The following is a 24,778-nucleotide window of genomic DNA, read 5'->3' as shown; positions in this document are numbered from 1 at the left end:
CCGATGACGACGACCGCAATGCCGGACATCGACGCCAGGCGTGCCGCGCTGCGGGCCGCCTTCCCGACATGGACGCCGACCACACTGCACGGACGACTAGACGAATCAGCAGCAAGCTTCGGCAGCCGGCCGTTGGTCCTCTGCGACGACGTGACGCTCACCTACGACGACGTCGTCGAGCAATCCCGCTGTCTGGCAGCCGGATTGGTCGAGCTCGGCGTGCGTCCCGGCGACCGGGTGGGTGTGGTGATGGCCAACTACCCGGAGTGGGTGCCGATCAAGTTCGCCATTTCGCGAGTCGGGGCCATCGCCGTACCCTTCAACTTCCTCTACAAACAGGACGAACTCGCCTACGTCTTGGCCGATTCCGGCTGCCGCGTCTTGGTGATGATGACCGGATTCGCCGGCCTGGACTATCCGTCGATGCTCGACGTCATCGCTCCCGGATGGGATGCCGCCGGATACGCAGACCGGCAGACCCTCGAGGACCCGCTGCCCGCGCTGCGGCACGTGGTCCTCCTGGAGACAAACGGCCCATGCCGCCCCGGGGTCCACTCGGTCCGAAGTCTCCTCGAGTTGGGATCCGGCATTGACTTCAGTGACATCGTCGTCGACCCCCATGCGCCCGCCGACATCCTCTACACCAGCGGAACAACCGGAACGCCGAAGGGCGTCACCACCTCCCACGACGCCGTGCTGCGGACCGCCTACGCGTCCGCGTTGACCCGTGCGTTCGAGGACGGTCGCCGAATCTTGTTCTCGCTGCCCAGTTACCACATGTTCGGCTACGTCGAAGGGCTGCTGTCGGTGTTGTACGTGGGCGGCGCAATCGTCCCGATCACCGGGTTCAAAGCCGACCGATACTTCGCGGGCATCGAACGCCACCACGCTTCGGACATCCTCTGCGTCCCCACCATGGCGGTCGCGATGGTGGAAAGCCCGGTTCGATTGAAATACGACCTCAGCTCCCTGAAGGCGATACTGTGCGGCTCCGCCCCGGCGCCCATCTGGCTCTGGACGCAGGTCGCGGAAGACTTCGGTGTGCACGAGATCGTCACCGGGTACGGCATGACCGAGTGTGGCGGCGCGATGACACTGACTCGGCCCGAGGATCCGCTGCACCTGACCACCGAAACGGTGGGCAGGCCGAAAATGGCAGCTGCCGCTTCGGTTCCGGGTACCGATGAGCTCGTCCTCTACAAGAGCGTCGATCCCAGCACCGGCGCAGACGTCGGCGCGGACCGGGAAGGGGAGCTGGTGTCGTCCGGTCCGACCCTCATGCAGGGCTTCTGGAACCAACCCGAGCAGACCGCGGCGGCGCTGCGCGGTGGCTGGCTACATTCCGGAGATCTGGGTGTCGTGCGTTCGGACGGCTACCTGCAGGTGACCGGGCGCAGCAAGGAGCTCTACAAGAGCGGCGGCGAGCTGGTGATGCCCAAGGAGATCGAAGACCTACTCGCCCGTCACGACGACATCAGCCAGGTGTTCGCCGTCGGGCTGGTCGACGATCGCTGGGGCGAGATCGGCTGTGTCATCATCGTTCTCGCGCCCGATGCCGTCATGACCGAAGAACAGGTGTTGACGATCTGCCGGGAGAACTTGGCCAAGTTCAAGGTGCCCAAGCGGGTGGTGTTCGTCGACGCCGACGATCTGCCGAAGACACCGACGGGCAAGGTGCAGAAGTTCAAGCTCGCCTCGGCTTTAGCTCTCTGAGTCGCTCCGTCACCCGGTAAGCGCCTTGAGTTGGGCGACGTGCTTCACCCGTTCGGCGTGCGACGGTGCCAGAGGTTCCGCAACCAGGCAGCTGACTCCAGCCGACCGGTAGGCATGTACCCGCTCCCCGATGCGTTCGATCGAACCGATGAGGGCAATGGACCGAACGAAGTCGTCGGGGACGACGGCAGCAGCCTCCTGCTTCTTTCCGGTGAGGTACAGCTGTTGGATGGACTCCGCCTCGTGCGCGTAGCCGTAGCGGGCGAACAGCGAGTTGTAGAAGTTCCTACCCTTGGCGCCCATCCCACCGACATAGAGGGCGACGTGATTGCGCACGTGATCGAGTGCTGCGGCCTCGGTGTCGGGATGGTCGGTGACCAACAGAAACGTCTGCACGGCAATGCCAAGCGCGCCAAGGGCCGGGTCGCGGTTGGCCCGTCCTGCGGCTAGCGCTGGGCCGAAGGCGGATGCCGCCAGTTCGGGGTGGAACAGAAACGGCTGCCATTCGTCGAAAACCTCGGCGGCCAACGCGACGTTCTTCGGTCCGGTCGCTGCGAGCAGCATCGGGATTCGCTCCCGGAGTGGCTTGTTCATGATCCGCAGCGGCTTGCCAAGACCGCCGCCTCCGGCTTCCTCCGATAGCGGGAGTTGGTAGTGCTTGCCGTGGAACTCGCTCTTGTCGCGGCGCCAGATCGTTCGACAGATCTCCACGTGCTCGCGGGCGCGCTGCAGTGGAGCGTCGTACTTCACCCCATGGAAGCCCTCGATCACCTGGGGGCCCGACGCGCCGAGGCCGAGGACGCAGCGTCCTCCGCTGATGTAGTCGAGGCCTGCGGCGGTCATCGCCAAGTTCGTGGGAGTGCGCGAGTACATCGGCAGGATGCCGAATGCCAGTTCGACGCGTTCGGTCACCGCGGCGGCATAGCCGAGTTGTGTCACGGCATCGAATCCATAGGCCTCGGGGACCATGACGCGGTCGAGTCCGACTGCCTCGAAGTCTCGCAGGTTGGCGATCGTCTCACGGAAGTCGCCGGCGTAGGTGATCGGCATGCCGAGTTTCATGTGACGCTCCGGTGTGCGGAATGAAGCCTTATGGCCGCGAATTTAACAGGTGATAGAAAAAATCTACTCCGTTGCGTCCGCCGGCGCTTTGACGGCTGGTCCCGATAGTCTAATCTAGATTAAATACCGCGTTCCACGCTGGAGTTCGTTGGAGGTGAGCAGTGTCGGTCAAGAGTCCGCAGGATGCGGGACCATCGGGCTTGATGTGCGATGACCCGAGCGCGGTATCGGCCTGGCTGCAGGCCCACGGTGAGCCGGTGACAGGTGACCTCACCATTGCCCGTGTGGGCTTCGGGCAGTCCAACATCACCACGATCGTCAGCGGCTCCGATGGCCGAGAGTGGGTGCTGCGCGAGCCGCCACCGGGAAACCACTCGCAGTCCGCCCACGACGTGACGCGCGAGGCGCACATCGTGTCGCGACTTGCCGACAGTGGCGTTCCGGTTCCGCGGGTCATCGGTACCGGTACGGCTCCCTCGGGTGCAGGGTTCTTCGTGATGGAGCGGATGCCCGGCTCGGCCATGGAAAGCGAGCTCGATGCCGCTGCGCTGACTCCGGCTCAGCGGCACGAGCTGGGCGTGCAAGTCATCCGCACCCTCGCCCATCTGCATGCGCTCGACCCCGAGTCCGTGGGTCTCGCCGATCTCGGCCGACCGTCGCGTGTTCCCTATCTGGAGCGCCAGATCCGACGGCTGTCGACTACCTGGGACGGGGTCGGTCTGGGCACCGATCACGACCTCATCTGGCACGACGTGCGGGCTCGCCTTGGCGCGGCTCTGCCGGTGTCCCCGCCGCCGGTCATCATGCACGGCGACTTCCGGCTCTCGAACCTGCTGGTGCACGAGGCGCGCATTTCGGCCGTCCTCGACTGGGAACTGTGCGCGCTGGGTGACCCCCTCGCCGACCTCGCCTGGCTGCTCGACGACTGGCGGCAGCCGGAGGAGGACGCGATCTCGATGCCGAGCCCGACACGCGCCGGCGGCTTCCCCGACAGGCAGCAAATGATCGACGAGTACTGCCGCATAACGGGATTCAACGTAGATCGGATCACCTACTACCGTGGGTTCTCGCAATGGCGAGCGGCGACCCTCCTGCAGGGCGTGGCCGCTCGGCGCCGGTCAGGCGCGCTGGGCGTGCACGGACAGTTGGATCTGGATCGTCTCGACCTCTCGATCGCGACGTTATTGGCCACCGCTGCAGCAGATCTCCAGGCGGCGACGTGAACCTCTCGGCAACAGACGATTACGTCCATCCCGTCGGTCCCGAACCGAACTTCAACGAGTCCATGTACTTCCACTTCCACGACGCAAAAGCGGGTCTTGGCGGGTTCCTGCGGCTCGCGAAGCGCCCCAACGAAGGACGTGGCGAACGCACCGTGTGCCTGTATCTTCCCGACGGCTCCGTCGCGTTCGGGTTCGCGCGGCCGGACGTCGACGCCGACGACTCTTTTTATGGTGCCGGGCTGACGGTCGAAGTGGTCGAACCGTTCCAACACGTGCGCGTGACCTTCGCTGGCACCGTCAACCTGCTGTCCGACCCGGCGGCGCTTCGAGACCCCAAGGCGGCGTTGGCGAGCACGCCACGCACCGGATGCACCGTCAGCCTCGATCTCCGCGCCGCCGCGCCCCCGTACGCCGAAACCTTCGACGGCGACGGCGAGTCCTTCGCGCCGAATCACTACGAACAACTGATGACGGTCAACGGCTCACTAACCCTTGGCGACACGACGAATGACCTCACGGGCTTCGGCCTGCGCGACCACTCCTGGGGTCCCCGATCCTGGCAGGCACCGCACTTCTATCGATGGGTGCACGGCTCCGCCCACGGACTCGGATTCATGGGGGCGTATTTCGGTGCGGCAGACGGCGCCGACCGCTCGGGTGGATTCGTCTGGGACGGAACGGATTTACACGTCTGCGACGACGTCGAGGTCTCGACCGAGCGGGATGACGAATCCCAACCACGGTCGGTGACCGTGGTGCTCACCGCTGCAAGGCGCCGATGGGTGTTCCGCGGCGACGTGGACGCCGTCGTTCCGCTGCGCCACCGTCGTGCCGACGACGACGGCGGGCTCAACGCAACAAGGATCGCGGAGGCAGCGACGGAGTGGACCGCCGAGGACGGCACCACCCTGCACGGCATGTCGGAGTACCTGGATCAAGTTCACGACGGCCAACTGGTCGGGATGAGGGTGTGAGGAGAAGACGATGACTACCCAGAGTGACAACGAGCAGGTGACGGTGTTCGCAGGACTGGCCGAGCTCACCGCCGCCGAGGGCGCGGAGCTCGGTCCCACCGACTGGCTGGTGGTCGACCAGGCGCGCGTCGACCAGTTCGCCGAGGCGACGGACGACTACCAGTGGATTCACGTGGACCCGGAGCGCGCGGCGAGCGGCCCGTACGGGGGCACGATCGCGCACGGATTGCTGACGCTGTCGTTGCTGCCACGCTTCCTGCACGACCTCTATCGCGTTGACGGCGTCGCGATGGCAATCAACTACGGCTTCAACAAGGTTCGGTTCATCACGCCGGTGCCGACGGGCTCGCGCGTGCGCGCCGCGTCGAAGCTCACCTCCGTGGCAGACGTCAGCGGGGGAGTACAGGCGACGCTGACGACGACCATCGAAGTCGAGGGGTCGACCAAGCCGGCAGCCGTCGTCGAGTCGATCGTCAGGTACGTGGCCTGACATGAGCATCGAAACCGGCACTAGCACAGTCACCACCGCCCAGGCGCTCTACCGCGCACTGGCACGAGGCGATCGGGATGCGATCAACGCGCTGCTGAGCGAGGACTTCATCGGCCATGCCGCCGAAGGCCTTCCGTTGGGCATGGGCGGTGAGCACCGAGGTGCCGAGGCCATGCAGCGCAACCTGTGGTGGAAGATCGGCAAGCACTTCAAGGTGGAGGCACAACCCGATGAGCTGCGGGTCCTCGACGACGGCGACCTCCTGGTGACGGGGCACTACCGAGGAGTTGCCCGCCGTTCGGGACGGACACTCGACGCGGAATTCACCCACGTGCTGCGGTTCGATCGGGACGGGCGCATCACCTCGTTGCGCCAGCTCACCGACACCTCCGCCTGGATCGACGCACTTGGCGACGACGCCCCTTTCGAGACCATCGACTACTCGGTGACCGACGGCGTCGCGACCATCTGCCTCGACAGGCCGGAGGTACGCAACGCCATCGACATGCGAATGGCGCAAGAGACACTGGTCGCCGCACGCAGGATCGCCGACGACCCGTCCGTGCGAGCAGTCCTGATCCGCGGCAACGGGCCGAGCCTGACCGTCGGCGGTGACATCGGCTACTTCCGGGAGTCTCCGCCAGAAGAGTTCGGAAACCTCTTCTCTCGCATGACGACACCGTTCCACGAGGCCTTCCGGATCTTCAGCCGCATCGATGCACCCATCGTCACCGCCGCCCACGGATCGGTGGCCGGCGGGGGACTGGGGTACGTGTACGCCGCCGACATCGTGTTGGCCGCCGAAGGTACCCAGTTCGTCACCGCCTTCGCAGGCATCGGGCTCTCGGGCGACGGCGGCGGCACCTGGCACCTGCCTCGCCTCATCGGACCGGCCCGTGCCGCGCGGGCGTACCTGCAGAACCTGCCCATCACCGCCGAACAGGCGCTTGACTGGGGCATGGTCAGCGAGATCGTGCCCGCCGCGGAGCTCCGACAGCGCGCTGCGGCGTTGGCCGGTTCCCTGGCGCAGGGTCCCACTCGCGCATTCGGCCGTATGCGGACACTGCTGCGCGACACCTGGGACAACGATCTATCTCGGCAATTGTTGGCCGAGACCGAGGGCGTCAAGGCCACCGGCGCCACCGTCGACGCCGCCAACGCCATCGCCAGCTTCGCCGCGAAGCGCCGCCCCCAGTTCGAAGGAAGGTAGAAGATGTCAGGACTCGTCGAGGATTCGGCTGAACACAAGGCAATTCGGGAGAGTGTCTCGGGCATCGTCGGACGGTATGGCCCCGAGTACTTCCTGGAACGTGGCCGCAGCGGCCAGGGCATCGAAGAGCTGTGGAAGGACCTGGGCGCCGCGGGACTGCTCGGCGTCCACCTGCCGGAGGAGTACGGCGGCGGGGGTGGCGGCATGGCCGAAGCCGTCGTCGTCGTCGAGGAACTGGCCGCCAACGGGATGCCCATGCTGATCTGGGTCATCTCCCCGGCGATTTGCGGCAACATCCTCGTCCATCATGGCTCCGAAGAGATGAAGCGGGAATGGTTGCCCGACATCGCCGACGGGTCCCGAAAGATGGCCTTCGGGCTTACCGAACCCGACGCCGGCTCAAACAGTCACAACGTCGCGACCACCGCACGGCGCACCGCCGCGGGCTGGAAGATCTCCGGGTCGAAGTACTACATCTCGGCCGTCGATCAGGCCGACGCCCTCCTCGTGGTGGCCAAGGACGCCGAACACTCCACGCCGGAGAAGAGTGCCCTGTCGCTGTTCGTGATCCCCACCGATAGTCCCGGGCTGCAATTCCAGAAGATCGAGACGTCGATCGTCTCCCCGGACAGCCAATTCACCGTGTTCCTCGACGACGTCGAGGTCGGTGACGACGCGTTGATCGGCACCGCAGGCAATGGACTGCGGCAGGTGTTCGCCGGCCTCAACCCCGAGCGGATCCTGGTTGGCGCCATCTGCAGCGGGGTGGGGCGGTATGCCATCGGTAAGGCAGCGGATTACGCCAAACAGCGCCAGGTGTGGTCGACCCCGATCGGGGCGCACCAGGGCATCGCTCATCCGCTGGCCGAGGCGCACATCGCCGTGGAACTCGGTCGGCTGGCCACCATCCGCAGCGCCGAACTCTTCGATGCCGGCCAGTCGGCCGCTGAGGCAGCCAACATCGCGAAGTTCGCCGCATCCGAGGCCGCGCTGCAGGCGCTCGACCAGGCCATCCAGACCCACGGCGGCAACGGGTTGTCGCACGAGTACGGCCTCTCGGAGTTGTGGTTCATCACCCGCCTGATGCGTACCGCACCGGTCAGCAGGGAAATGGTGCTCAACTTCATCGCGCAGACGTCGCTCGGCCTGCCCAAGTCTTACTAGTAGCTCTGAAACACGAAGGGGAACACCGTGTCCGAGAAGCAATCATTCGACGCCATCGTCATCGGAGCGGGTGCCGGAGGCCTGTTCACGGCCGCCCGTCTCGCGCACCGGGGTTACCGCACCCTGGTGGTCGAGCGTCTCGACAAGGTGGGCGGTCGCGCCTCGACGGATGACATCGACGGGTTCAAGGTGAACAACGGTGCCATCGTCATCGAGGTCGGCGGCATCACCCAACAGACCTGCGACGAGGTCGGCGCGCCCTTCGACATCCGTGAGCCCAGCCCACCGATTCTGTACCGGATCGGCGGCAAGGACGTCGACGTCACTGGCGGCGGCTGGGGGTTCCTGCTCGGCAAGCTGACGCGCCAGGGCGCCAAGCTGGTCAAGGGCATCGGCGCCGCGCGGTCGGACTCCGGCCTGCCGGAGGACGAGATCACCACCGCCGAATGGGTTTCGAAGTACACCAAGAACGAAGGGGTGCACGGGATCTTCCGCAACATGTGCGCCTCGGTGTTCGCCGTCGGTTCCGAGGACCTTCCCGCTCGCGTGTTCCTCACCTACTTCACCCGCAAGAGTGCGTTCAAGCGCTTCGGCTTCCATCCGGAGGGCACGATCGGGCTGTGGCGGGCCCTCGCCAACGTGGTGACCTCGCACGGCGGCGAGATCTGGTTGTCGACCGAGGTCGCCAAGATCGTCGTGGACGGTACCAAGGTGACCGGCGTAGTCATCGAACGTGACGGTGTGACAACGGAAGTCGCGTCCTCGATCGTGGTGAGCGATGTCGGGCCCGCGGCGACGGTGGGCTTGATCGGTGCGGACGACGTTCCCGACGACTACAGGGAACTGGTGAAACGGGGGGACCGCCCCACCGCGATGATCTCGGTGAACTTCGCAAGCCAGGAGCGACTCGTCGACGTGCCGGGCATGCTGAGCTTCGCCAAGTCCCGGCGCCTGGCCTACGTCGCGAACTTCACCGACGTCTGTCCGGAGATGGCGCCCGAAGGATGGCATCTCTACGTGGGCACCGCCGTGCCCAAACCGTCCGTGGGGGACTTCGACGAGCAGGCCGAGACCGACCTGCTGCTGGAGGATCTGCGCGATGCGATCACCGGCTTCGACGACCGCGCGCGAATTCTCAACGTCGCGGTGACGCGCGACGGCTGGCCGCCCCAGCGCGCCGTCGCCGGGTACGACCTTCCGCGCGACACCCCGTTCGAGGGCTTGTGGAACGTCGGCGATGCCGTCAAGGAGTACGCCAACGGTGGCACCACGGCCTGCGCCGAGACCGCGCAACTCGTCGTCGACGAGATCGTTGCGACGTACGCGTTGACCACCAGTAGTTAGGTGTCACGCGCCACGACCGGCTGTTGACTGTGGCGCCGATCATAACTACTATCATTTTTTAATCCAGAATAAGTTTTGTGGCATAGCCCGACCTGGGAGAGGCGACGATGGGGTTCAACAGTTCTGACGAGGTCACCAAGTACATCGGTGGGATCTTCGAAAACGCATTCGGGGATCCCGAGATCGGACCGAAGTTGACCGAAACCGGCCTCGTCGTCGCCTTCGACTTCAGCGATCCCGAGGCCCTCGTCGTGGTCGACATGCCGAACAAGGTCGTCACCGCTGGGGGAGCGGGCACGCCGGAGCCTTCGGCCACCATGACCATGACGGCCGACATCGGCAATGCCTACTGGCAGGGCAAGGTCAACCTGCCGATGGCAATGGCCAAGCGGAAGGTCAAGGTCGACGGCAACGTCGCGAGCCTCCTCAAACTGGCGCCGCTGGGCAAGAAGCTGTACGCCGGCTACATCCAGCGACTCAAGGACGACGGCCGCGAAGACCTGATCGTCTAAGGGCCGACATGTACCCAGGAACCCACGCGGCAACGGCGCCCGACCGCCCCGCCGTCATCATGGCGGCATCGAACGCGACGGTGACCTACGCCGAGCTCGACGAGAACTCCGCCCGGCTGGCGTCGGCGCTGCACGAGCTGGGCCTACGGACCGGTGACGTCATCGCGGTACTCACCGACAATGCTCCCGAGACGTTTGAGATCTACTGGGCGGCAGTCCGTTCTGGCCTCTACATCACCATGGTCAACTGGCATCTGTCGAGTGACGAGGCGGCCTACATCGTTCGGGACAGTGGTGCGCGGGTTCTCATCGCCTCCGGGGCCGTCGCAGAATTGGCCGCCCAGGTCGCGGGCCTGGTGCCGGAGGTGGACCACCGATACTCGTTCGGCGGCTCGATCGACGGGTACGGGTCGTACTCAGCGTTGTTGCGGGACGCCGGCCCGAGGCTCACGGATCAACCCCGCGGGGCGGAGATGCTCTACTCATCGGGTACGACGGGACGGCCGAAGGGCATCAAGCCAAGCCTTATGCCGATCCAGGTCGACGAACCCGGCGACGCCATCACCGCGCTGCTGGCACACGGATTCGGTTTCACGGACGCCGACGTCTACCTCTCGCCCGCCCCGCTCTATCACGCGGCTCCGTTGAAGTGGTGCGGTGCCGTTCAGGCCCTGGGCGGCACGGTCGTGGTGCTGGAGCGGTTCGACGCCGAGGCGTCGCTCGTCGCGATCGAACGGTTCGGTGTCACCACGACGCAGATGGTCCCAACCATGTTCGTGCGCATGCTGCATCTGCCCGAGCAGACGCGCGCCAAATACGACACGAGTTCGTTGCGGCTGGCCGTGCACGCCGCCGCTCCGTGCCCGCCCGACGTCAAGGACGCGATGATCGCCTGGTGGGGACCGATCCTCGCCGAGTACTACGGCGCGACCGAAGGTCACGGCATCACGCTGATCAACACCGACGAGTGGCGCACGAAGCGTGGATCGGTCGGCAAGGCCGCGCTCGGGGTCGTCCACATCTGTGACGACGACGGCGTCGAACAACCGACCGGCCAGCCTGGTGTCATCTACTTCGAGCGCGACGCGCCTGCGTTCGTCTACCACAACGATCCCGAGAAGACCGACGAGTCAAGGCATCCCGGCCACGACAACTGGGCGACCGTCGGTGATGTCGGCTACCTCGACGAGGACGGCTACCTCTTTCTCACCGACCGCAAGGCCTTCATGATCATCTCGGGTGGAGTGAACATCTATCCGCAAGAAGTAGAGAACGTACTCGCGCTGCACCCGGCGATCTTCGACGTCGCCGTCATCGGAGTTCCCCATCCCGAGATGGGTCAGGAAGTGAAGGCCGTCGTGCAACTACGCGGCGGCGTTGCGGAGTCCGACGAATTGGCCGCGGAGATCATCGATTACGTCCGCGAACGGCTGGCGCGCTTCAAGGCACCGCGTTCGGTCGACTTCATCGACGAACTCCCAAGGTCGGCTACCGGAAAGCTCGTCAAACGCAAACTGCTGGATCGCTATGTGGAGGTAGGAAGATGAGTGTCGCGACAGGTCAGCCCGCCCGCACGTACGACCCCGTCAGCATCTCGCCGCTGAGCTTCTGGGCCGACACAGCCGAAGGTCGGGAGAAGTCGTTCAAGATCCTGCGCGACGAACGCCCGGTCAGCTGGCACCGACCCATCGACGGGGCGCTGATGGTTCCCGAGATCGACGGCGTGTGGGCAGTCACGCGGCACGAAGACATCAGCTACGTGAGCAAGAACCCGGAGCTGTTCTGCTCGAGTCAGGGTGTGCAGATCGAGGCCGTTCCGGAAGACATCCTCGACGCCGCACAGTCCTTCCTGGGCATGGACGGTGCCAAGCACTCCACGCTGCGTCGGCTGGTGAGCTCGGTGTTCACCCCCAGACAGGTGTCCAAGATCCAGGATCAAATCGAGGCCCAGGCGACTCAGATCGTCGACGAGCTGCTCCTGACCAAGGAGGGCGACTTCGTCGAGCAGGTGTCCAAGCGTCTTCCCATGTGGGCCATCTACGAAATGATGGGTCTACCACCAGAATTGCGGGAGGAAGCTGCGCACAACGCCGACGGCATGGTGTCCTGGGCCGATGAGGACGTCGCGGCCGGTCGAGAATCGGGCGAAGTGCTCAGCGATTCGCTGGTCGGGCTGCTGACGGCGGGCCTCGAACTCGCCGAACAGCGACGTTCGCATCCCACCTCGGATCTGATGTCACAACTGGTGCAAGCCGAGATCGACGGCCGCAAGCTCACCGACGACGAGCTCGGCGCCTTCTTCGTGTTGCTGTCGGTGGCAGGCAACGACACCACGCGTAACACCATCACCTTGACCGCGATGGCACTTCAGGAATTTCCCGACCAGCGGGCACTGCTGGAGCGGGACTACGACGGACTGATCAAGCCGGCGATGGAGGAGTTCGTGCGGTGGGCCAGTCCAGTGATGACGTTCCGGAGAACGGCTACCCAGGACACCGTCCTCCGCGATCAGGAGATCAAGGAGGGCGACTGGGTCATGTTGATGTACTCCTCGGGTAACCGCGACGACCGGGTCTTCACCGATCCGGGCACGTTCGACATTCAGCGAAAGCCCAACAACCACGTCGGATTCGGTGGCGGCGGGCCGCACTTCTGCATGGGCAGCTTCCTGGCCAAGATGCAGCTGGAGGCCTGCTTCCGCGAGCTGATCTTCCGCGCGCCCAATCTGCGCGTGGGCGAGCCGGAGTTCCTCGTCGGCAACTTCGTGCGCGCCGTCAAGTCCCTGCCCTACACCCTCGACTAGGAGGACCGATGACTGCTTTCACGGGTAAGCGCTTCGTCGTTACGGGCGCTGCGTCCGGCATCGGCAACGCCGTGGCCGAACGCCTCCTCGCCGCGGGCGCGGAAGTCGTTTCGCTGGACCGGAATACGCCCACGGCCGCCGTGCACGGCCACGTCGAGGTGGATCTGGCGAACCCCCGCAGCATCGACGCCGCCGTCGAGCAGCTCGACGGTCAGTTCGACGGTCTCATGAACGTCGCCGGGATTCCGGGCACGGCGCCCGCGGACCTGGTGCTCGCGGTCAACACTCTCGCGGTCCGGCACCTGACCGAGGCGTTCTTCGAACGTTTGGTTCCAGGCGGTTCCGTGACGATCGTGTCCTCGACCGCCGGCTTCGGCTGGCCGGCCCGTCTCGACGTCATCCGAGACCTGCTGGCCACCGACACCTTCGAGGACGGCGCTGACTGGTTCAAGGCCAACCCGCAGCAGGGCAACGCCTACAACTTCTCCAAGGAGGCCACCACCGTCTACACCATGACGATGGGATTGGCCGTGGCGCAAATGGGCCTTCGCATCAACGCGGTTCTGCCCGGTCCGGTCGAAACCCCCATCCTGGTGGACTTCGAGGAGTCGATGGGGAAGGACAACCTCGACGGTGTCAAGGAGCTCCTCGGCAGGCACGCCGATCCCGACGACATCGCCTCAGCGGTGCTGTTCCTGGCCTCGGACGAGGCACGGTGGGTCAATGGCCACGCGCTGGTGGTCGATGGCGGAATCACCGGTGCCGTAATCACCGGAGTCGTTCCGGCGCCAGAGATCTGAGCGGCGACGTGTCCATACAGGCGCCTACCGAACCCAGTGCATCCACCTTCGACCTGTCGGAGATGCGGCGCGTGTTCGCCACCGGCCTGACCCGAAGTCTGCAGTGGCGGCTGAGCCAGCTCGAAGCGATCGAGCGGTTATGTGACGAGCGAGAAGCGGACATCGTCGCCGCCCTGCACGCCGACCTCGGCCGGCCAGCGGTCGAAGCGTGGCTCGGCGACATTGCCTCGACCAAGGGTGAGGCGGCCTATGCCCGCAAGCATCTGAAGAAGTGGATGCGCCGCCAACGACAACCCTTGCCACTCGCCCAGTTGCCGGGACGCAGTTGGGTGCAGTACGACCCGCTCGGCACCGTGCTCATCATCGGGCCATGGAACTACCCGGTCTATCTGAGCTTGGGACCACTCGTCGCCGCCGTAGCGGCCGGAAACTGCGCCGTGCTGAAGCCCTCGGAGCTTGCGCCTGCCACGTCCGCGATGCTGGCAAGGTTGGTCCCGCTGTACTTGGACGCTGACGCCGTGCGCGTCGTCGAGGGCGACGGTCAGACCACGCAGGATCTGCTGGCGCAGGGCTTCGACCACGCCCTCTTCACCGGTGGTACCGAGATCGGCAAGAAGATCATGGCCGCCGCCGCACCCACGCTCACCCCGGTGACCTTGGAACTGGGCGGCAAGAGTCCGGTCATCGTGGCTGCCGACGCGGATCTGGACGTCGCCGCCCGACGCATCGCGTGGGTCAAGCTGATGAACTCCGGGCAGACCTGCATCGCGCCCGACTACGTGCTGGCGCATCGATCGATCGCCAACGAGCTGACGAACAAGATCGTCGCCAACATCAAGGCTTTTAGTGCTCACGATGACGGCCGTGGGATGCGAATAGTCAACGCGCGCCAGTTCGACCGGCTGGCAGCGCTCATCGAATCCACCACGGGGTCCGTGGTGGCAGGGGGTGGATTCGAGCGCTCGAGCCTGACGATCGAACCGACTGTGATCCTGGATCCGTCTCCGGACGATGCGGTCATGGGTGACGAGATCTTCGGCCCCATATTGCCGGTGATCGCCATCGAATCGACCGCAGCTGCCATCGAGTTCGTCAACCGCAGGCCAAAGCCCTTGGCGCTGTATGTCTTCACCGCCTCACGCCAGCTGGCTCGAAGCCTCGTCGACGAGATCCCCTCGGGCGGCGCCGTGGTGAACCACGTGGCGATGCACTGCCTCGTCCCACAACTGCCGTTCGGCGGAGTGGGAGCCAGCGGCATGGGCGCCTACCACGGACGGTGGGGTTTCGAAACGATGAGCCATCGCAGAGCAGTGTTGTCGAAGTCGACGAAGCCGGATCCGATGCTCGTCTATCCGCCGTACACCGAACGTGCACTGAAGGTCATGCGAAAGCTGTTCTGAGGGCCGGACTATCCACGTTTCACGAATGAACACACGAAGGGAAGTAACTAGAACATGGCGGGACTCGACGGCAGGGTCGTGATCATCACGGGTGCGGGCGGAGGGCTGGGCCGCGAGTACGCGCTGCTGCTCGCCGACGAAGGCGCGCGCGTCGTGGTCAACGACCTCGGAGGCGCGCGCGACGGATCGGGCTTCGGGCAGGCCATGGCGGACACGGTCGTCGACGAGATCCGCCAGCTCGGTGGTACGGCGCTGGCCAACTACGACAACATCGCCACCCCGGACGGTGCCCAGTCACTCGTCGACGCTGCGGTGCAGGAGTTCGGAACGCTGGACGGCGTGGTCAACAACGCGGGCATCCTGCGCGACGGCGCCTTCCACAAGATGAGTGCCGAGAATTGGGATGCGGTGCTCAAGGTTCACCTCTACGGGGGGTTCCACGTCACGCGCGCAGCGTGGCCCCACCTGCGGGAGAAGAAGTTTGGCCGGATCGTCATGGCCACGTCGACAAGCGGGCTGTTCGGTAACTTCGGGCAGGCCAACTACGGCGCCGCCAAACTCGGATTGGTCGGCTTGATCAACACGCTGGCGATCGAAGGCGCGAAGTACGGAATTCTGGCGAATGCGGTCGCGCCGATGGCAGCCACGCGGATGACCACGGACGTCGCCCCGCCAGAACTGCTCGACAAGCTCCCGGCGAACCAGGTGGCGCCAGTCGTCGGCTATCTGCTGAGTGAACAATGCACCGACACCGGCAGCGTGTACGTCGTTGGTGGTGGAAACATCCAGCGCGTAGCGCAGTTTCAGAACAAGGGCGTGTCGTTCTCGGAGCCGCCCACCGTCGACGAGATCACCTCGCGGTGGTCGGAGATCTCCGATCTGTCGAACGTCGAACTCGGCGTCAATCCGCTCGGGTGAAGGATATTCGATGACCAAGCGAGTACTCACCGTGTGCGCCTGGGGTGGTCCTGCCACCCTGGTGATCACACTGATCGGCTGGCTCATCGCCGGTGTATTGCCGATCCCGCTGGGGTCGGAGAGCTCGGTCGAGCAGGTTGTCAACTTCTACGGCCACGACACCAGGGTCATTGCCGGACTGGCAATTTCGACTCTTGGCGTCTGCTTCGTCTTCCCGCTGATCGCCGTCATCGGCGTACACATGGTGAAGATGGAGGGCCGAACGCCGATCCTGACGTTCCTGCAACTGATCACCGGCGCGGCCACCGGGGTCTGCTTGTTGTTGCCGCTGCTTCTGATGACCACCATCGCCTTTCGCCCCGACCGCAATCCGGAATTGACCGTCATGCTCAACGACATCGCGTGGCTGTTGTTCATCACTCCGATCGCTCCCTTCATGATTCAGAACGTGGCGATCGGCCTGGCCATCCTGAACGACAAACGCCAAACACTGCCGCGCTGGGTGGCGTATGTGAACTTCTGGATTGCGTTCTCGTTCGTCCCCGACCCGCTCGCGTTCTTCTTCCACAGCGGACCCTTCGCGTGGCGGGGCATCTTCATCTTCTGGCTGGCGCTGACCACCTACAGCGTCTTCCTCGTCGTGATGGGACTGACCCTGCGCAAGGCCATCAAGGATTCGACCGACCTGGATCCGGTGCCGGTGGCAGTCGCCGCGGCATGACGCACCTGAGTCTAGGCGTGGACCCTGAGCTGCCAGAGTTCCTCGGTGGCACGGAGGTTCGCGTGGGCGTGCCGGCGCGTCAACGCAAGGAGCGCCCCGGCCACATCCCCGGTGAGGCCGGGCTGTGGATCTTCCTGCTCGGGGACATGACGCTGTTTGCGGCCATCATGCTCGCCTTCCTGTGGAACCGCCGGTCAGACCTCGCGGGCTTCAAAGACGCGGCACACCAACTGATCCAACCGATCGGCGCAGTCAACACCCTCGTGCTGCTGCTGAGCTCATACCTGGTGGTGCGAGCTCTGTTCGCGCACCGCGCCGCCCGGTACCTCGACGCGCGAAGGTTGATCGCGGGCGCCATCGGCTGCGCGGCCGTGTTCGCCGGCCTCAAGGCCATCGAGTACTCCCTGGAGATCTCCGCAGGCCACACCCCGGTAGCAGGGCGGTTCTTCAACTTCTACTTCATCCTCACCGGTCTGCATCTGTTGCACGTCATCGTCGGAACCGCGCTTCTCGTGACATGGCAGCTGATGTGCAAACGCCGGCAGGCATGGGACGGCAAGCAGCGGTTCGTCGAGGGCATCGCCTCCTATTGGCACATGGTCGACCTGCTGTGGGTGGCGATCTTCGCCCTGGTGTACCTGGTGAGTGCCGAGTGAACGGCGCCATGCCCACGAGGGTGACGGTGGTATTCGCAATCCTTGTCGTCGCCACGTGCGTCACCTGGTGGCTGGGCAGCGTGTCGTCGCTGACGGGTGGCGCGCTCGGCGTGGCCGCAACGCTGACGATCCTGATCGCCTTCGCCAAGATCTACTTCATCGGTCGCGACTTCATGGAGTTGCGAGACGCTCCGCTGGCTCTGCGCATCGTGTTCACCCTATGGGTGGGCGTAGTCGCCGCTGCGGCTGCTGCGTTGGTGGTCGTCTGACGATGGGGCGTCAGCCGCGCGAGGCGATTGCGCGGCCGATGATCTCCTTCATGATCTCGGTGGTGCCACCGTAGATCGTCTGCACGCGGGTGTCGACGAATGCGCGGGCGACCGGGTACTCGGCCATGTAGCCGTAGCCGCCGTGCAGCTGCAGACAGCGGTCGACGACGCGCTTCTGCAGCTCGCTGACGAACCACTTACCCTTTGCGGCGTCGATGTCGGTGAGTTCGCCTGCGTTGTAGGCTATTACGGACTTGTCGACGTATGCTTCGGCGACGTCGATCTCGGTGGCCATCTCGGCGAGCTCGAAACGGACGTGCTGATTGGCGGTGAGCGGCTTGCCGAATGCGGTCCGGTCCCGGCAGTAGTCACAGGTGAGTTCGAAAATCGCCCTGGTGGTGGCCATCGCCTTGGCCGACACTCCGAGCCGCTCGCGGGGCAGGTGGCTCATCAGGTAGGGGAGTCCACGCCCTTCTTCACCGAGCAGGTTGGCTTCGGGAACGATCGCGTCGTTGAAGAACAGCTCGGAGGTGTCCTGCCCGGGCAGGCCGATCTTCTCCAGCTGACGGCCCCGCTCGAAGCCCGGTGTGCCGCGTTCGACGACGAACAGGCTGAAGGCGCCAGACCCGCCGTCGGCGTTGGTCCGTGCGGCCACCACGACGAGGTCGGCCATGATTCCGCTGGAGATGAAGGTCTTCTGGCCGTTGAGAAGCCAACGGTCGCCGTCCTTGCGGGCGGTGGTCCGGATGCCCTTCAGATCGCTGCCCGCACCGGGTTCGGTCATGGCCAGCGCTCCGATGATCTCGCCCGTGGCGAAACCCGGCAGCCAGCGCCGCTTCTGCTCGTCGTTGGTCAGATCGAGCAGATAGTGCAGCACCAGATCGTCCTGCAGGCTGATCGTGAGCCCGAAGGACAGTGCGTTGATGCGTGCGATCTCCTCGCTGACCACCATCCGGTAGCGGTAGTCGGGCTCGCCGGCTCCGCCGTACTCCTCACCGACCTGCAACGCATAGATGCCCGCCTTGGCCGCCCGGGCGAACACCTCGCGATCGATCCAGTGCTCGCGGTCCCAATCATCCTGGTGCGGGACGACTTCCCGGGCCAAGAACTCGCGCACCGTTTCCCGGTAGGCCTCGTGATCGGCCCCATAGAGCGCCCGCTTCATGGGTCAGAGCCGCTCGATGATGGTGACGTTGGCCTGCCCGCCGCCCTCACACATGGTCTGCAGGCCGTACCGACCGCCGGTGCGTTCTAGTTCGTGCAGCAGTGACGTCATCAGGCGCGCCCCGGTGCAGCCGATCGGGTGGCCGAGGGCGATTGCCCCGCCGTTGGGGTTGACCCGCTTGGGATCGGCTCCCAGCTCGGCGAGCCACGCGAGGACCACCGGAGCGAATGCCTCGTTGATCTCGACCGCGTCGATGTCGTCGATGGACATGCCGGCGCGCTTCAGCGCGTGCTGGGTCGCCGGTATGGGCGCGGACAGCATCATCACCGGATCGGCACCGCGGACCGACATGTGATGGATCCGCGCTCGTGGGGTTAGGCCGAAGCGATCGACCGCGTCCTGTGACGCGATCAGCAGTGCGGCAGCCCCATCGGAGATCTGGCTGGCGACGGCCGCGGTGAGAACCCCACCCTCGGTGAGGGTCGGCAGTGTCGCCATCTTCTCCAACGAGGTGTTGGCGCGCGGACCTTCATCCGTCGAAATGCCGGAGTAGGGGGAGATTTCGCGCTCGAAGTAGCCATTCTCGATGGCCGCGAGCGCGCGACGGTGGCTCTCCAGCGCGAAGCGCTCGTTGTCCTCGCGGCTCAGCTTCCACTGGCTGGCAATCATCTCGGCGCCGCGGAACTGCGAGATCTCCTGGTCGCCGAAGCGCTCCCGCCACCCGCGGCATCCGGTCCACGGATCGGTGCTGCCATAGGGCTCCCCGGCGGCAAAGGCACTCAAGATCGGGAATTGGCTCATCTTCTGGACGCCGCCGGCGACTATGAGGTCCGACGTGCCGCTCATGACGGCCTGGGCGGCGAAATGCACGGCCTGCTGCGCAGAGCCGCATTGGCGGTCGATCGTGACACCGGGGACCGACTCCGGAAGGCCCGCTACGAGCGCGGCAGTGCGCGCGATGTCACCCGCTTGCGAACCGATGTTGTCGAGACAGCCGAGTATGACGTCATCGATCGCGGCGGGGTCCACGTCGTGTCGACCGACGACGGTCTTGATGACGTGTGCGGCCATGTCGGCGGGATGTTCGGCGGCGAATCCGCCGTTTCTCTTGCCGACTGCGGTGCGGACTGCGTCGACGATGAAGGCTTCAGGCATGCAGAGAATCTAACACAAAATAAAAACCGTCGCCATGAGCTCGGCTGGGCTCGCGATTGCTGACTCAGATGTTGGGTGCGACTTCGTCTTCCAGCGCTCCACGGATGAGCGTTCGCGCTGCCGAAACGACTGCATCGAGGGAGGTGCGGCGCGGATCCCACCACTCCACCGTCCAGCTGAGGGCTCCGAGCACGAGCATCTGGGTGATCCGCGGATCGGCGTCGTGTCGTAACTCGCCCGTGCGGATGGCTTCGTCGAACAGCTGCCGCCACAACGCGCCGTAGCTATCGCCGACTCGATCAGCATGGTCGCGCAGGTGGAGTGGAATCTGACCTTGGTTGCGGATGGAAGCCGTTGTGTAGTCGGAGATCTCCAGCTCGTGGCGAAGGTGTGTTTCCGCTGCGACCAAGATCTTGTCGATGGCGGACGTGCCGGGCGGCAGCGCGGCCAACGTCGACTTGAGATGTTCCCTCATGGCGGCGAGGCCGCCGGTCATCACCTCTTCGATGAGTTCGTCGCGAGACGCGAAATAGTAGTAGATCGCTGGTGTTCGAACGTTCGCGCGCGCGGCAACGTCCGACAGCCGTGTGCCGGCGTAACCTTGGTGGCTCAGAACGTATGCCGCAGCGTCGAGTATTCGAGTGCGCGTGCGGGCGTACTTCGTGCCACTGGGTGGGTCTGCGCCGACTGTCGACGGACGCAGGGCATCTGGGTTCACGACGGCGCCCGACGATTGCCGATCATGGCATGGTGTATCCACCGCTGACCGAAATCATCTGGCCGGTCACCTGACGGGCGGCGAATGGCGAAGCGAACCAGAGCACGGCACGCCCGACGTCATCAGCGGTCGTGAGCCGTCGCATCGGGGTGTCCTTGAGCATGAAGTCGATCTGCTTGGGATTGAACACTTCCTCTTCCCCAACGGCCCAGAGGCTGGATTCGCCAACGGCATCTGGCCCATCGGGTATGACCAGTCCCGGGCACACCACGTTCGACCGGATGCCGTGACGACCGTGCTCGCGGGCCGTCGTGCGCGCCAGAGCCACCATGGCGGCCTTCGACGCGCCGTAGATACCCTGCCGGATCTGGCCGAACGCCGCATCGCTCGCGATGAAGACGATTGACCCCCCGCCCGCATCCTTCATCGGACCGATCGCACACTGGGTGGCTGCGACCGCCGTGAAGAAGTTGATCTCGATGGTTCGCTGCCACTTGTCCCGGTCGGTGTCGGTGGCAATGAACCCGGGCACCGACCACCCGGCGTTGTTGACCAGTACGTCGATTCCATCCCATGAATTCACGGCCGCGCCGATGGCCTTGTCCGCGCCGTCGGAGGTGGTGAGGTCCGCGATCGCCAGTTCCACTGCCGTAGCGCCACGTTCGAGTGCTTCCGCCCGCACCTTCTCGGCTTGGGGCGCGTCGATGTCGCTGATGACGATGCGGGCGCCCTCTGCGGCGAATTGGTGGACGATGCCCCGCCCGATGTTAGAGGCGCCGCCAGTGACGACGACGCGGGCGTTAGCCAGTCCCAGATCCATCGATCTCTCCCATCTCGTGGCGCAGGCAACGCGACCAGTTTAACGCACATTAGAAACTATGGTTAGCGATCGTCGCCGTTTGGTCCCCAGGCGGCCTTCTTGACATGGCAGTGTCCATATTTTAATATCCATTAGAAATCGGTGCTATCGCATGCGGTGGCCATTGATCCGGTTGGCCAAGCTGAGGCAAGGAGGACCATGAAGGTCACGGTTGACTTCACCAAGTGCACTGGACTGGGCATCTGTGAGTCGATGGCCCCGAACATCTTCGAGGTCGACGACGACGGCAAGCTCGTGCTCCTGAAGGACGACGTCGCCGACGACGAACTGCAGTCCGTCGAAGAAGCGGTTGCGGGATGCCCGACCGAAGCCCTGAGAATCGTGCGTTGAATGCGACGCCAGGGCCGGAAGAGTTGATGACCGTCCGACGACTGGTCGTCGTCGGTGCCTCGCTGGCGGGGCTGCGCGCCGTCGAAGCCGCACGCAAGGCGGGTTTCGAAGGGTCCATCACCCTGATCGGCGCCGAGCGGCACCTGCCGTACGACCGCCCGCCGTTGTCCAAGGAATTCCTCGACGTCGGTGCCGACGCGCCGATTCCCTTCTTCCGCGGCGACGACGTCTTCGCCGACGAGCTCAAGGTCGAGTTGGTCCTCGGTGCTCCGGCAACGGGTCTGGACGTCACGCGCAGGCTCGTGTTCGTGGGCGACCGGGAGATCGGCTACGACGCCCTGGTGATCGCGACGGGGTCGCAGCTTCGCACGCTGCCTGGTTCCGACCACCTCGACGGCGTCCACGGTCTCCGCACGCTCGATGACTCGCTCGCCATCCGTTCGGCGTTGGACGCCGGCGCGCGAACCGTCGTCATCGGCGCCGGATTCATCGGCTCCGAAGTCGCCTCGAGTGCGCAGAAGCGGGGTGTCGACGTCACGGTCGTCGAGGCGCTGCCAACGCCTCTGGTGCGTGCGACGGGCACCGTCATGGGCGCGGCCATCGCCTCGCTGCACGACCGCAACGGCACCACGCTGCTGTGCGGTACGGGGGTGAAGGCACTCGAGGGCGACGGCCACGTGCAACGCGTCGTGCTCGACGACGGCACCGTCCTAGCGGCTGACCTGGTGGTAGTCGGGATCGGCGTATCTCCTTGTACGAGTTGGCTGGAAGGCTCTGGTCTGACACTCGACAACGGAATCGTCTGCGACGAGACGCTGTGGACCGGGTCGCCCGGCGTCTACGCCGCAGGCGACGTCGCGAACTGGCTGAACCCGATGTTCGGCGTGCGCCAGCGCATGGAGAACTGGACCGCCGCCGCTGAGCAGGGCGCAGCAGCCGCCCGCAACGCGTTGGACCCAGGCAACGCCAAACCGTACGAGACGGTGCCCTACTTCTGGTCGGACTGGTACGGGTCCAGGATCCAGTTCGTCGGGGTGCCCGATTCCGAAGAAGTGCTCCTGGTGGACGGGGACGTCGTCGACGACGACCGTTGGACGGCACTGTATCGGCAGGGTGATCGTCTCGTCGGCGCGTTGACGTTGAACGGGCAGACCGTGATCATGAAGTACCGCAGGATGATTGCGCAGAAGGCATCCTGGGATGACGCCTTGGAGTTCGCCGAGAAGCGACGGGCATCCGCCTTGGCCAAGGCTGCAGCGCACGATGGATGACACGCCGATCGTCCTACTGCATGGCGCAACGTCCTCGCCTCGTATCTGGCAGCCGGTGGTGGCGGCCCTCGGTGACCGGCACACGGTGCTGACACCGACGCTGGCCGGGCACCTCGGGGGACCGCCGTTGCGGCTTGGCGCCGGCAGCGTCGTGGAGCGCATCGCCGAGGACATGTGCGAGCAACTCGACGCGGCGGGGGTGGGCTCGGCGCATCTCGTCGGCAACTCGCTCGGCGGCTGGATCGCCTTGGAACTGGCGCGCCGGGAGCGCGCCCGGTCGGTTCTCGCGTTCTCGCCGGCGGGAGGCTGGACCAGCGCCGTCGACCTACAGCGAATGCTGCTGATCTTCCGAATCGGTGCGGTGCTGCGGCGCAGCAAGGTCTTGCCGAGCGTCGGTGCCGGTCCGCGGTCACGGCGGATCCTATTGCGTGCCATGGCAGAACACGCCGACCGGCTGACGGCGAGTCAGGCCGCAGCGGTGTTCGAGGACATGGCAGGGTGTGACGCGCTGGCCGTGCTGATCGCAGGAGCGCGGGCGAACGGCCCCATCAAGGCGCTGTCGGCCAACTGCCCGGTGCGCATTGCCTGGGGAACTCGTGACAGGACGTTGCCCTTTGCCCGCTACGGGCGACCTCTCGTCGCCGCGGTTGCCGGCGCGGAGGTTCAGATGATGGCCGACGTGGGTCACGTCCCGATGATCGACGACCCAGCAGCAGTTGCGACCGCAATTCTGCGCTTCGTCGACGACGCGGCCGTCTAGAACCGGCAGGCGCGACGAACCGTCAGATCCCGCCGCGTGCGACGAGCTGGCTGGCGATGACGTTGCGCTGAATCTCATTGGTGCCCTCGCCGACGATCATCAGCGGCGCGTCGCGGAAGTAGCGTTCGACGTCGTATTCGGTCGAATAGCCGTAGCCGCCGTGGATTCGGACGGCGTTCAGCGCGATCTCCATCGCGGTCTCGGAGGCGAACAGCTTGGCCATGCCGGCTTCCATGTCGCAGCGCTCGCCGCTGTCGTAGCGTTCTGCCGCGTGGTGGGTGAGCTGACGCGCCGCGGTGAGCTTGGTGGCCATGTCGGCCAGGTAGTGGCCGATGGCCTGATGCTTCCAAATGGGCTGACCGAAGCTTTCCCGCTGCTGTGCGTAGGCCAAGGCATCCTCCAGCGCTGCCGTCGCCACGCCGAGTGCCCTTGCGGCCACTTGAATGCGCCCGGTCTCAAGCCCTTTCATCATTTGGGAGAAACCCTTGCCCGGCACGCCACCCAGAATGGCCGAGCTCGCGACGCGACAGTCGTCGAACGCCAATTCGCAGCTCTCCACTCCCTTGTAGCCCAGCTTGGGGAGGTCCCTGGACACCGAAAGTCCGGGCGTTCCCTGTTCCACGAGAACCACGGAGATGCCCTTGTGCTTGGGCGCCGCGGCCGGATCGGTCTTGCACAGCAACGCAATCAGGCCCGACCGGCGGGCATTGCTGATCCACGTCTTGGCTCCGTTGATCACGAGGTCATTGCCGTCGGTGCGGGCGAGCGTCGCGATGTTCTGCAGGTCTGAACCGCCACCCGGTTCGGTCAGCGCCATGGTCGCCCGCAGGTCGCCGGTCGCCATCGAGGGGAGATATGCGCGCTTCTGATCTTCGGTGCCGAACAGCGCAATCAGCTTGGCGACCACCGTGTGTCCGCCCATGGCGCCGGCCAGGCTCATCCAGCCGCGGGCCAACTCCTGGGTGACATCGACGTAGCACGGCATCGACACCGGTGCGCCGCCGTATTCCTCTGGGATGGCCAGCCCGTAGATCCCGATGCGCTTCATCTGTTCGATCCACGCTTCGGGGTATTCGTTCGCATGCTCGACGTCGCGAACCGTCGGCTTCACGTCCCGGTCGACGAATTCGCGCACCGTGGTGACCAGCAGGGATTCTTCCACGTCGAGAGCGGTGGTCATGCCTATTTTTAACACAGATTAAACTAGCGATCAATCGCAGTCTGACGCGCGGCCCTGCCG

25 protein-coding genes are annotated in these 24,778 nt (G+C 65.2%); 19 read left to right on the top strand and 6 right to left on the bottom strand.

Annotated elements, in window-relative coordinates; translation table 11 throughout:
- The first annotated feature begins 3 nt into the window (after nucleotides 1-3).
- Nucleotides 4-1,713 carry an AMP-binding protein gene (locus N536_RS0114970; RefSeq protein ID WP_029114348.1) on the top strand — a complete coding sequence of 570 codons (1,710 nt, stop codon included), beginning with the start codon at nucleotides 4-6 and terminating at the stop codon, nucleotides 1,711-1,713.
- A 9-nt stretch (nucleotides 1,714-1,722) separates the two neighbouring features.
- Here N536_RS0114970 and N536_RS0114965 read toward each other — a convergent pair whose 3' ends face one another.
- On the bottom strand, nucleotides 1,723-2,775 hold the full coding sequence (locus N536_RS0114965; RefSeq protein WP_029114347.1) for an LLM class F420-dependent oxidoreductase: 1,053 nt from the start codon (nucleotides 2,773-2,775) through the stop codon (nucleotides 1,723-1,725).
- 161 nt (nucleotides 2,776-2,936) lie between these two features.
- Between N536_RS0114965 and N536_RS38500 the strand changes: the two genes are divergently transcribed.
- From N536_RS38500 to N536_RS0114890, 15 genes are all read left to right on the top strand, one after another.
- A complete protein-coding gene (locus N536_RS38500) occupies nucleotides 2,937-3,998 on the top strand; it encodes a phosphotransferase family protein (RefSeq protein ID WP_036436439.1) in 1,062 nt (353 codons plus the stop codon).
- Nucleotides 3,995-4,972, top strand: a complete 978-nt coding sequence (locus tag N536_RS0114955; RefSeq protein ID WP_029114346.1) for a hypothetical protein — start codon at nucleotides 3,995-3,997, stop codon at nucleotides 4,970-4,972. Before N536_RS38500 ends, N536_RS0114955 begins: the two co-directional genes overlap by 4 nt.
- 37 nt (nucleotides 4,973-5,009) lie before the next feature.
- Nucleotides 5,010-5,462, top strand: coding sequence for a MaoC/PaaZ C-terminal domain-containing protein (locus N536_RS0114950; protein ID WP_029114345.1), 453 nt, complete (start codon nucleotides 5,010-5,012; stop codon nucleotides 5,460-5,462).
- A 1-nt stretch (nucleotide 5,463) separates the two neighbouring features.
- Nucleotides 5,464-6,672 (top strand): enoyl-CoA hydratase-related protein, encoded by a 1,209-nt coding sequence (locus tag N536_RS0114945; protein ID WP_029114344.1) that lies wholly within the window; start codon nucleotides 5,464-5,466, stop codon nucleotides 6,670-6,672.
- A 3-nt stretch (nucleotides 6,673-6,675) separates the two neighbouring features.
- Nucleotides 6,676-7,836 (top strand): acyl-CoA dehydrogenase family protein, encoded by a 1,161-nt coding sequence (locus N536_RS0114940; RefSeq protein ID WP_029114343.1) that lies wholly within the window; start codon nucleotides 6,676-6,678, stop codon nucleotides 7,834-7,836.
- Between the two features lie 27 nt (nucleotides 7,837-7,863).
- Complete coding sequence (locus tag N536_RS0114935; protein WP_029114342.1) at nucleotides 7,864-9,180, top strand: NAD(P)/FAD-dependent oxidoreductase; 1,317 nt, start codon at nucleotides 7,864-7,866, stop codon at nucleotides 9,178-9,180.
- A gap of 107 nt (nucleotides 9,181-9,287) precedes the next feature.
- Nucleotides 9,288-9,692, top strand: a complete 405-nt coding sequence (locus N536_RS0114930) for an SCP2 sterol-binding domain-containing protein (RefSeq protein ID WP_029114341.1) — start codon at nucleotides 9,288-9,290, stop codon at nucleotides 9,690-9,692.
- A gap of 8 nt (nucleotides 9,693-9,700) precedes the next feature.
- Nucleotides 9,701-11,239: an acyl-CoA synthetase gene (locus N536_RS0114925; RefSeq protein ID WP_029114340.1), complete on the top strand. Its 1,539-nt coding sequence runs from the start codon at nucleotides 9,701-9,703 to the stop codon at nucleotides 11,237-11,239.
- Nucleotides 11,236-12,495 (top strand): cytochrome P450, encoded by a 1,260-nt coding sequence (locus N536_RS0114920; RefSeq protein ID WP_029114339.1) that lies wholly within the window; start codon nucleotides 11,236-11,238, stop codon nucleotides 12,493-12,495. Before N536_RS0114925 ends, N536_RS0114920 begins: the two co-directional genes overlap by 4 nt.
- Before the next feature lie 8 nt (nucleotides 12,496-12,503).
- On the top strand, nucleotides 12,504-13,295 hold the full coding sequence (locus N536_RS0114915; protein ID WP_029114338.1) for a coniferyl-alcohol dehydrogenase: 792 nt from the start codon (nucleotides 12,504-12,506) through the stop codon (nucleotides 13,293-13,295).
- Between the two features lie 62 nt (nucleotides 13,296-13,357).
- The gene (locus N536_RS0114910) at nucleotides 13,358-14,695 is read left to right on the top strand and encodes an aldehyde dehydrogenase family protein (protein WP_197040147.1); all 1,338 of its coding nucleotides are present in this window, start codon (nucleotides 13,358-13,360) and stop codon (nucleotides 14,693-14,695) included.
- Nucleotides 14,696-14,749: 54 nt separating this feature from the next.
- Nucleotides 14,750-15,613 carry an SDR family oxidoreductase gene (locus N536_RS0114905; RefSeq protein WP_029114336.1) on the top strand — a complete coding sequence of 288 codons (864 nt, stop codon included), beginning with the start codon at nucleotides 14,750-14,752 and terminating at the stop codon, nucleotides 15,611-15,613.
- A 10-nt stretch (nucleotides 15,614-15,623) separates the two neighbouring features.
- The gene (locus tag N536_RS0114900; protein WP_029114335.1) at nucleotides 15,624-16,334 is read left to right on the top strand and encodes a hypothetical protein; all 711 of its coding nucleotides are present in this window, start codon (nucleotides 15,624-15,626) and stop codon (nucleotides 16,332-16,334) included.
- A gap of 17 nt (nucleotides 16,335-16,351) precedes the next feature.
- Nucleotides 16,352-16,990 carry a cytochrome c oxidase subunit 3 gene (locus N536_RS0114895; RefSeq protein WP_051574502.1) on the top strand — a complete coding sequence of 213 codons (639 nt, stop codon included), beginning with the start codon at nucleotides 16,352-16,354 and terminating at the stop codon, nucleotides 16,988-16,990.
- Nucleotides 16,991-16,998: 8 nt separating this feature from the next.
- Nucleotides 16,999-17,259: a cytochrome C oxidase subunit IV family protein gene (locus N536_RS0114890; RefSeq protein ID WP_029114333.1), complete on the top strand. Its 261-nt coding sequence runs from the start codon at nucleotides 16,999-17,001 to the stop codon at nucleotides 17,257-17,259.
- A 10-nt stretch (nucleotides 17,260-17,269) separates the two neighbouring features.
- Here the strand turns inward: N536_RS0114890 and N536_RS0114885 are convergent, their stop codons facing one another.
- The 4 genes from N536_RS0114885 to N536_RS0114870 all read right to left on the bottom strand — a co-directional run bounded on the left by N536_RS0114885 (nucleotide 17,270) and on the right by N536_RS0114870 (nucleotide 21,117).
- Nucleotides 17,270-18,424 carry an acyl-CoA dehydrogenase family protein gene (locus N536_RS0114885; protein WP_029114332.1) on the bottom strand — a complete coding sequence of 385 codons (1,155 nt, stop codon included), beginning with the start codon at nucleotides 18,422-18,424 and terminating at the stop codon, nucleotides 17,270-17,272.
- A 3-nt stretch (nucleotides 18,425-18,427) separates the two neighbouring features.
- On the bottom strand, nucleotides 18,428-19,579 hold the full coding sequence (locus N536_RS0114880) for an acetyl-CoA C-acetyltransferase (protein ID WP_029114331.1): 1,152 nt from the start codon (nucleotides 19,577-19,579) through the stop codon (nucleotides 18,428-18,430).
- Nucleotides 19,580-19,643: 64 nt separating this feature from the next.
- Entirely contained in the window at nucleotides 19,644-20,297 is a 654-nt protein-coding gene (locus tag N536_RS38495; protein ID WP_231514530.1) for a TetR/AcrR family transcriptional regulator, read from the bottom strand.
- A gap of 22 nt (nucleotides 20,298-20,319) precedes the next feature.
- The gene (locus N536_RS0114870) at nucleotides 20,320-21,117 is read right to left on the bottom strand and encodes an SDR family NAD(P)-dependent oxidoreductase (protein WP_029114330.1); all 798 of its coding nucleotides are present in this window, start codon (nucleotides 21,115-21,117) and stop codon (nucleotides 20,320-20,322) included.
- 198 nt (nucleotides 21,118-21,315) lie between these two features.
- Between N536_RS0114870 and N536_RS0114865 the strand changes: the two genes are divergently transcribed.
- The 3 genes from N536_RS0114865 to N536_RS0114855 are packed head-to-tail and all read left to right on the top strand — an operon-like array spanning nucleotide 21,316 to nucleotide 23,538.
- Complete coding sequence (locus tag N536_RS0114865; protein WP_029114329.1) at nucleotides 21,316-21,507, top strand: ferredoxin; 192 nt, start codon at nucleotides 21,316-21,318, stop codon at nucleotides 21,505-21,507.
- A gap of 26 nt (nucleotides 21,508-21,533) precedes the next feature.
- Nucleotides 21,534-22,778, top strand: a complete 1,245-nt coding sequence (locus N536_RS0114860; protein ID WP_029114328.1) for an NAD(P)/FAD-dependent oxidoreductase — start codon at nucleotides 21,534-21,536, stop codon at nucleotides 22,776-22,778.
- Entirely contained in the window at nucleotides 22,771-23,538 is a 768-nt protein-coding gene (locus N536_RS0114855; protein WP_029114327.1) for an alpha/beta fold hydrolase, read from the top strand. Before N536_RS0114860 ends, N536_RS0114855 begins: the two co-directional genes overlap by 8 nt.
- A gap of 22 nt (nucleotides 23,539-23,560) precedes the next feature.
- On the opposite strand, the gene N536_RS0114850 is transcribed toward N536_RS0114855, so the two are convergent.
- A complete protein-coding gene (locus N536_RS0114850) occupies nucleotides 23,561-24,718 on the bottom strand; it encodes an acyl-CoA dehydrogenase family protein (protein WP_029114326.1) in 1,158 nt (385 codons plus the stop codon).
- Between the last annotated feature and the right edge of the window lie 60 nt (nucleotides 24,719-24,778).

This window comes from Mycobacterium sp. URHB0044, assembly GCF_000620625.1.
Taxonomy (GTDB): Bacteria; Actinomycetota; Actinomycetes; order Mycobacteriales; family Mycobacteriaceae; genus Mycobacterium.
Note: the sequence above shows the minus strand (reverse complement) of the source record. Positions and strands in the feature narration are given on the sequence as shown.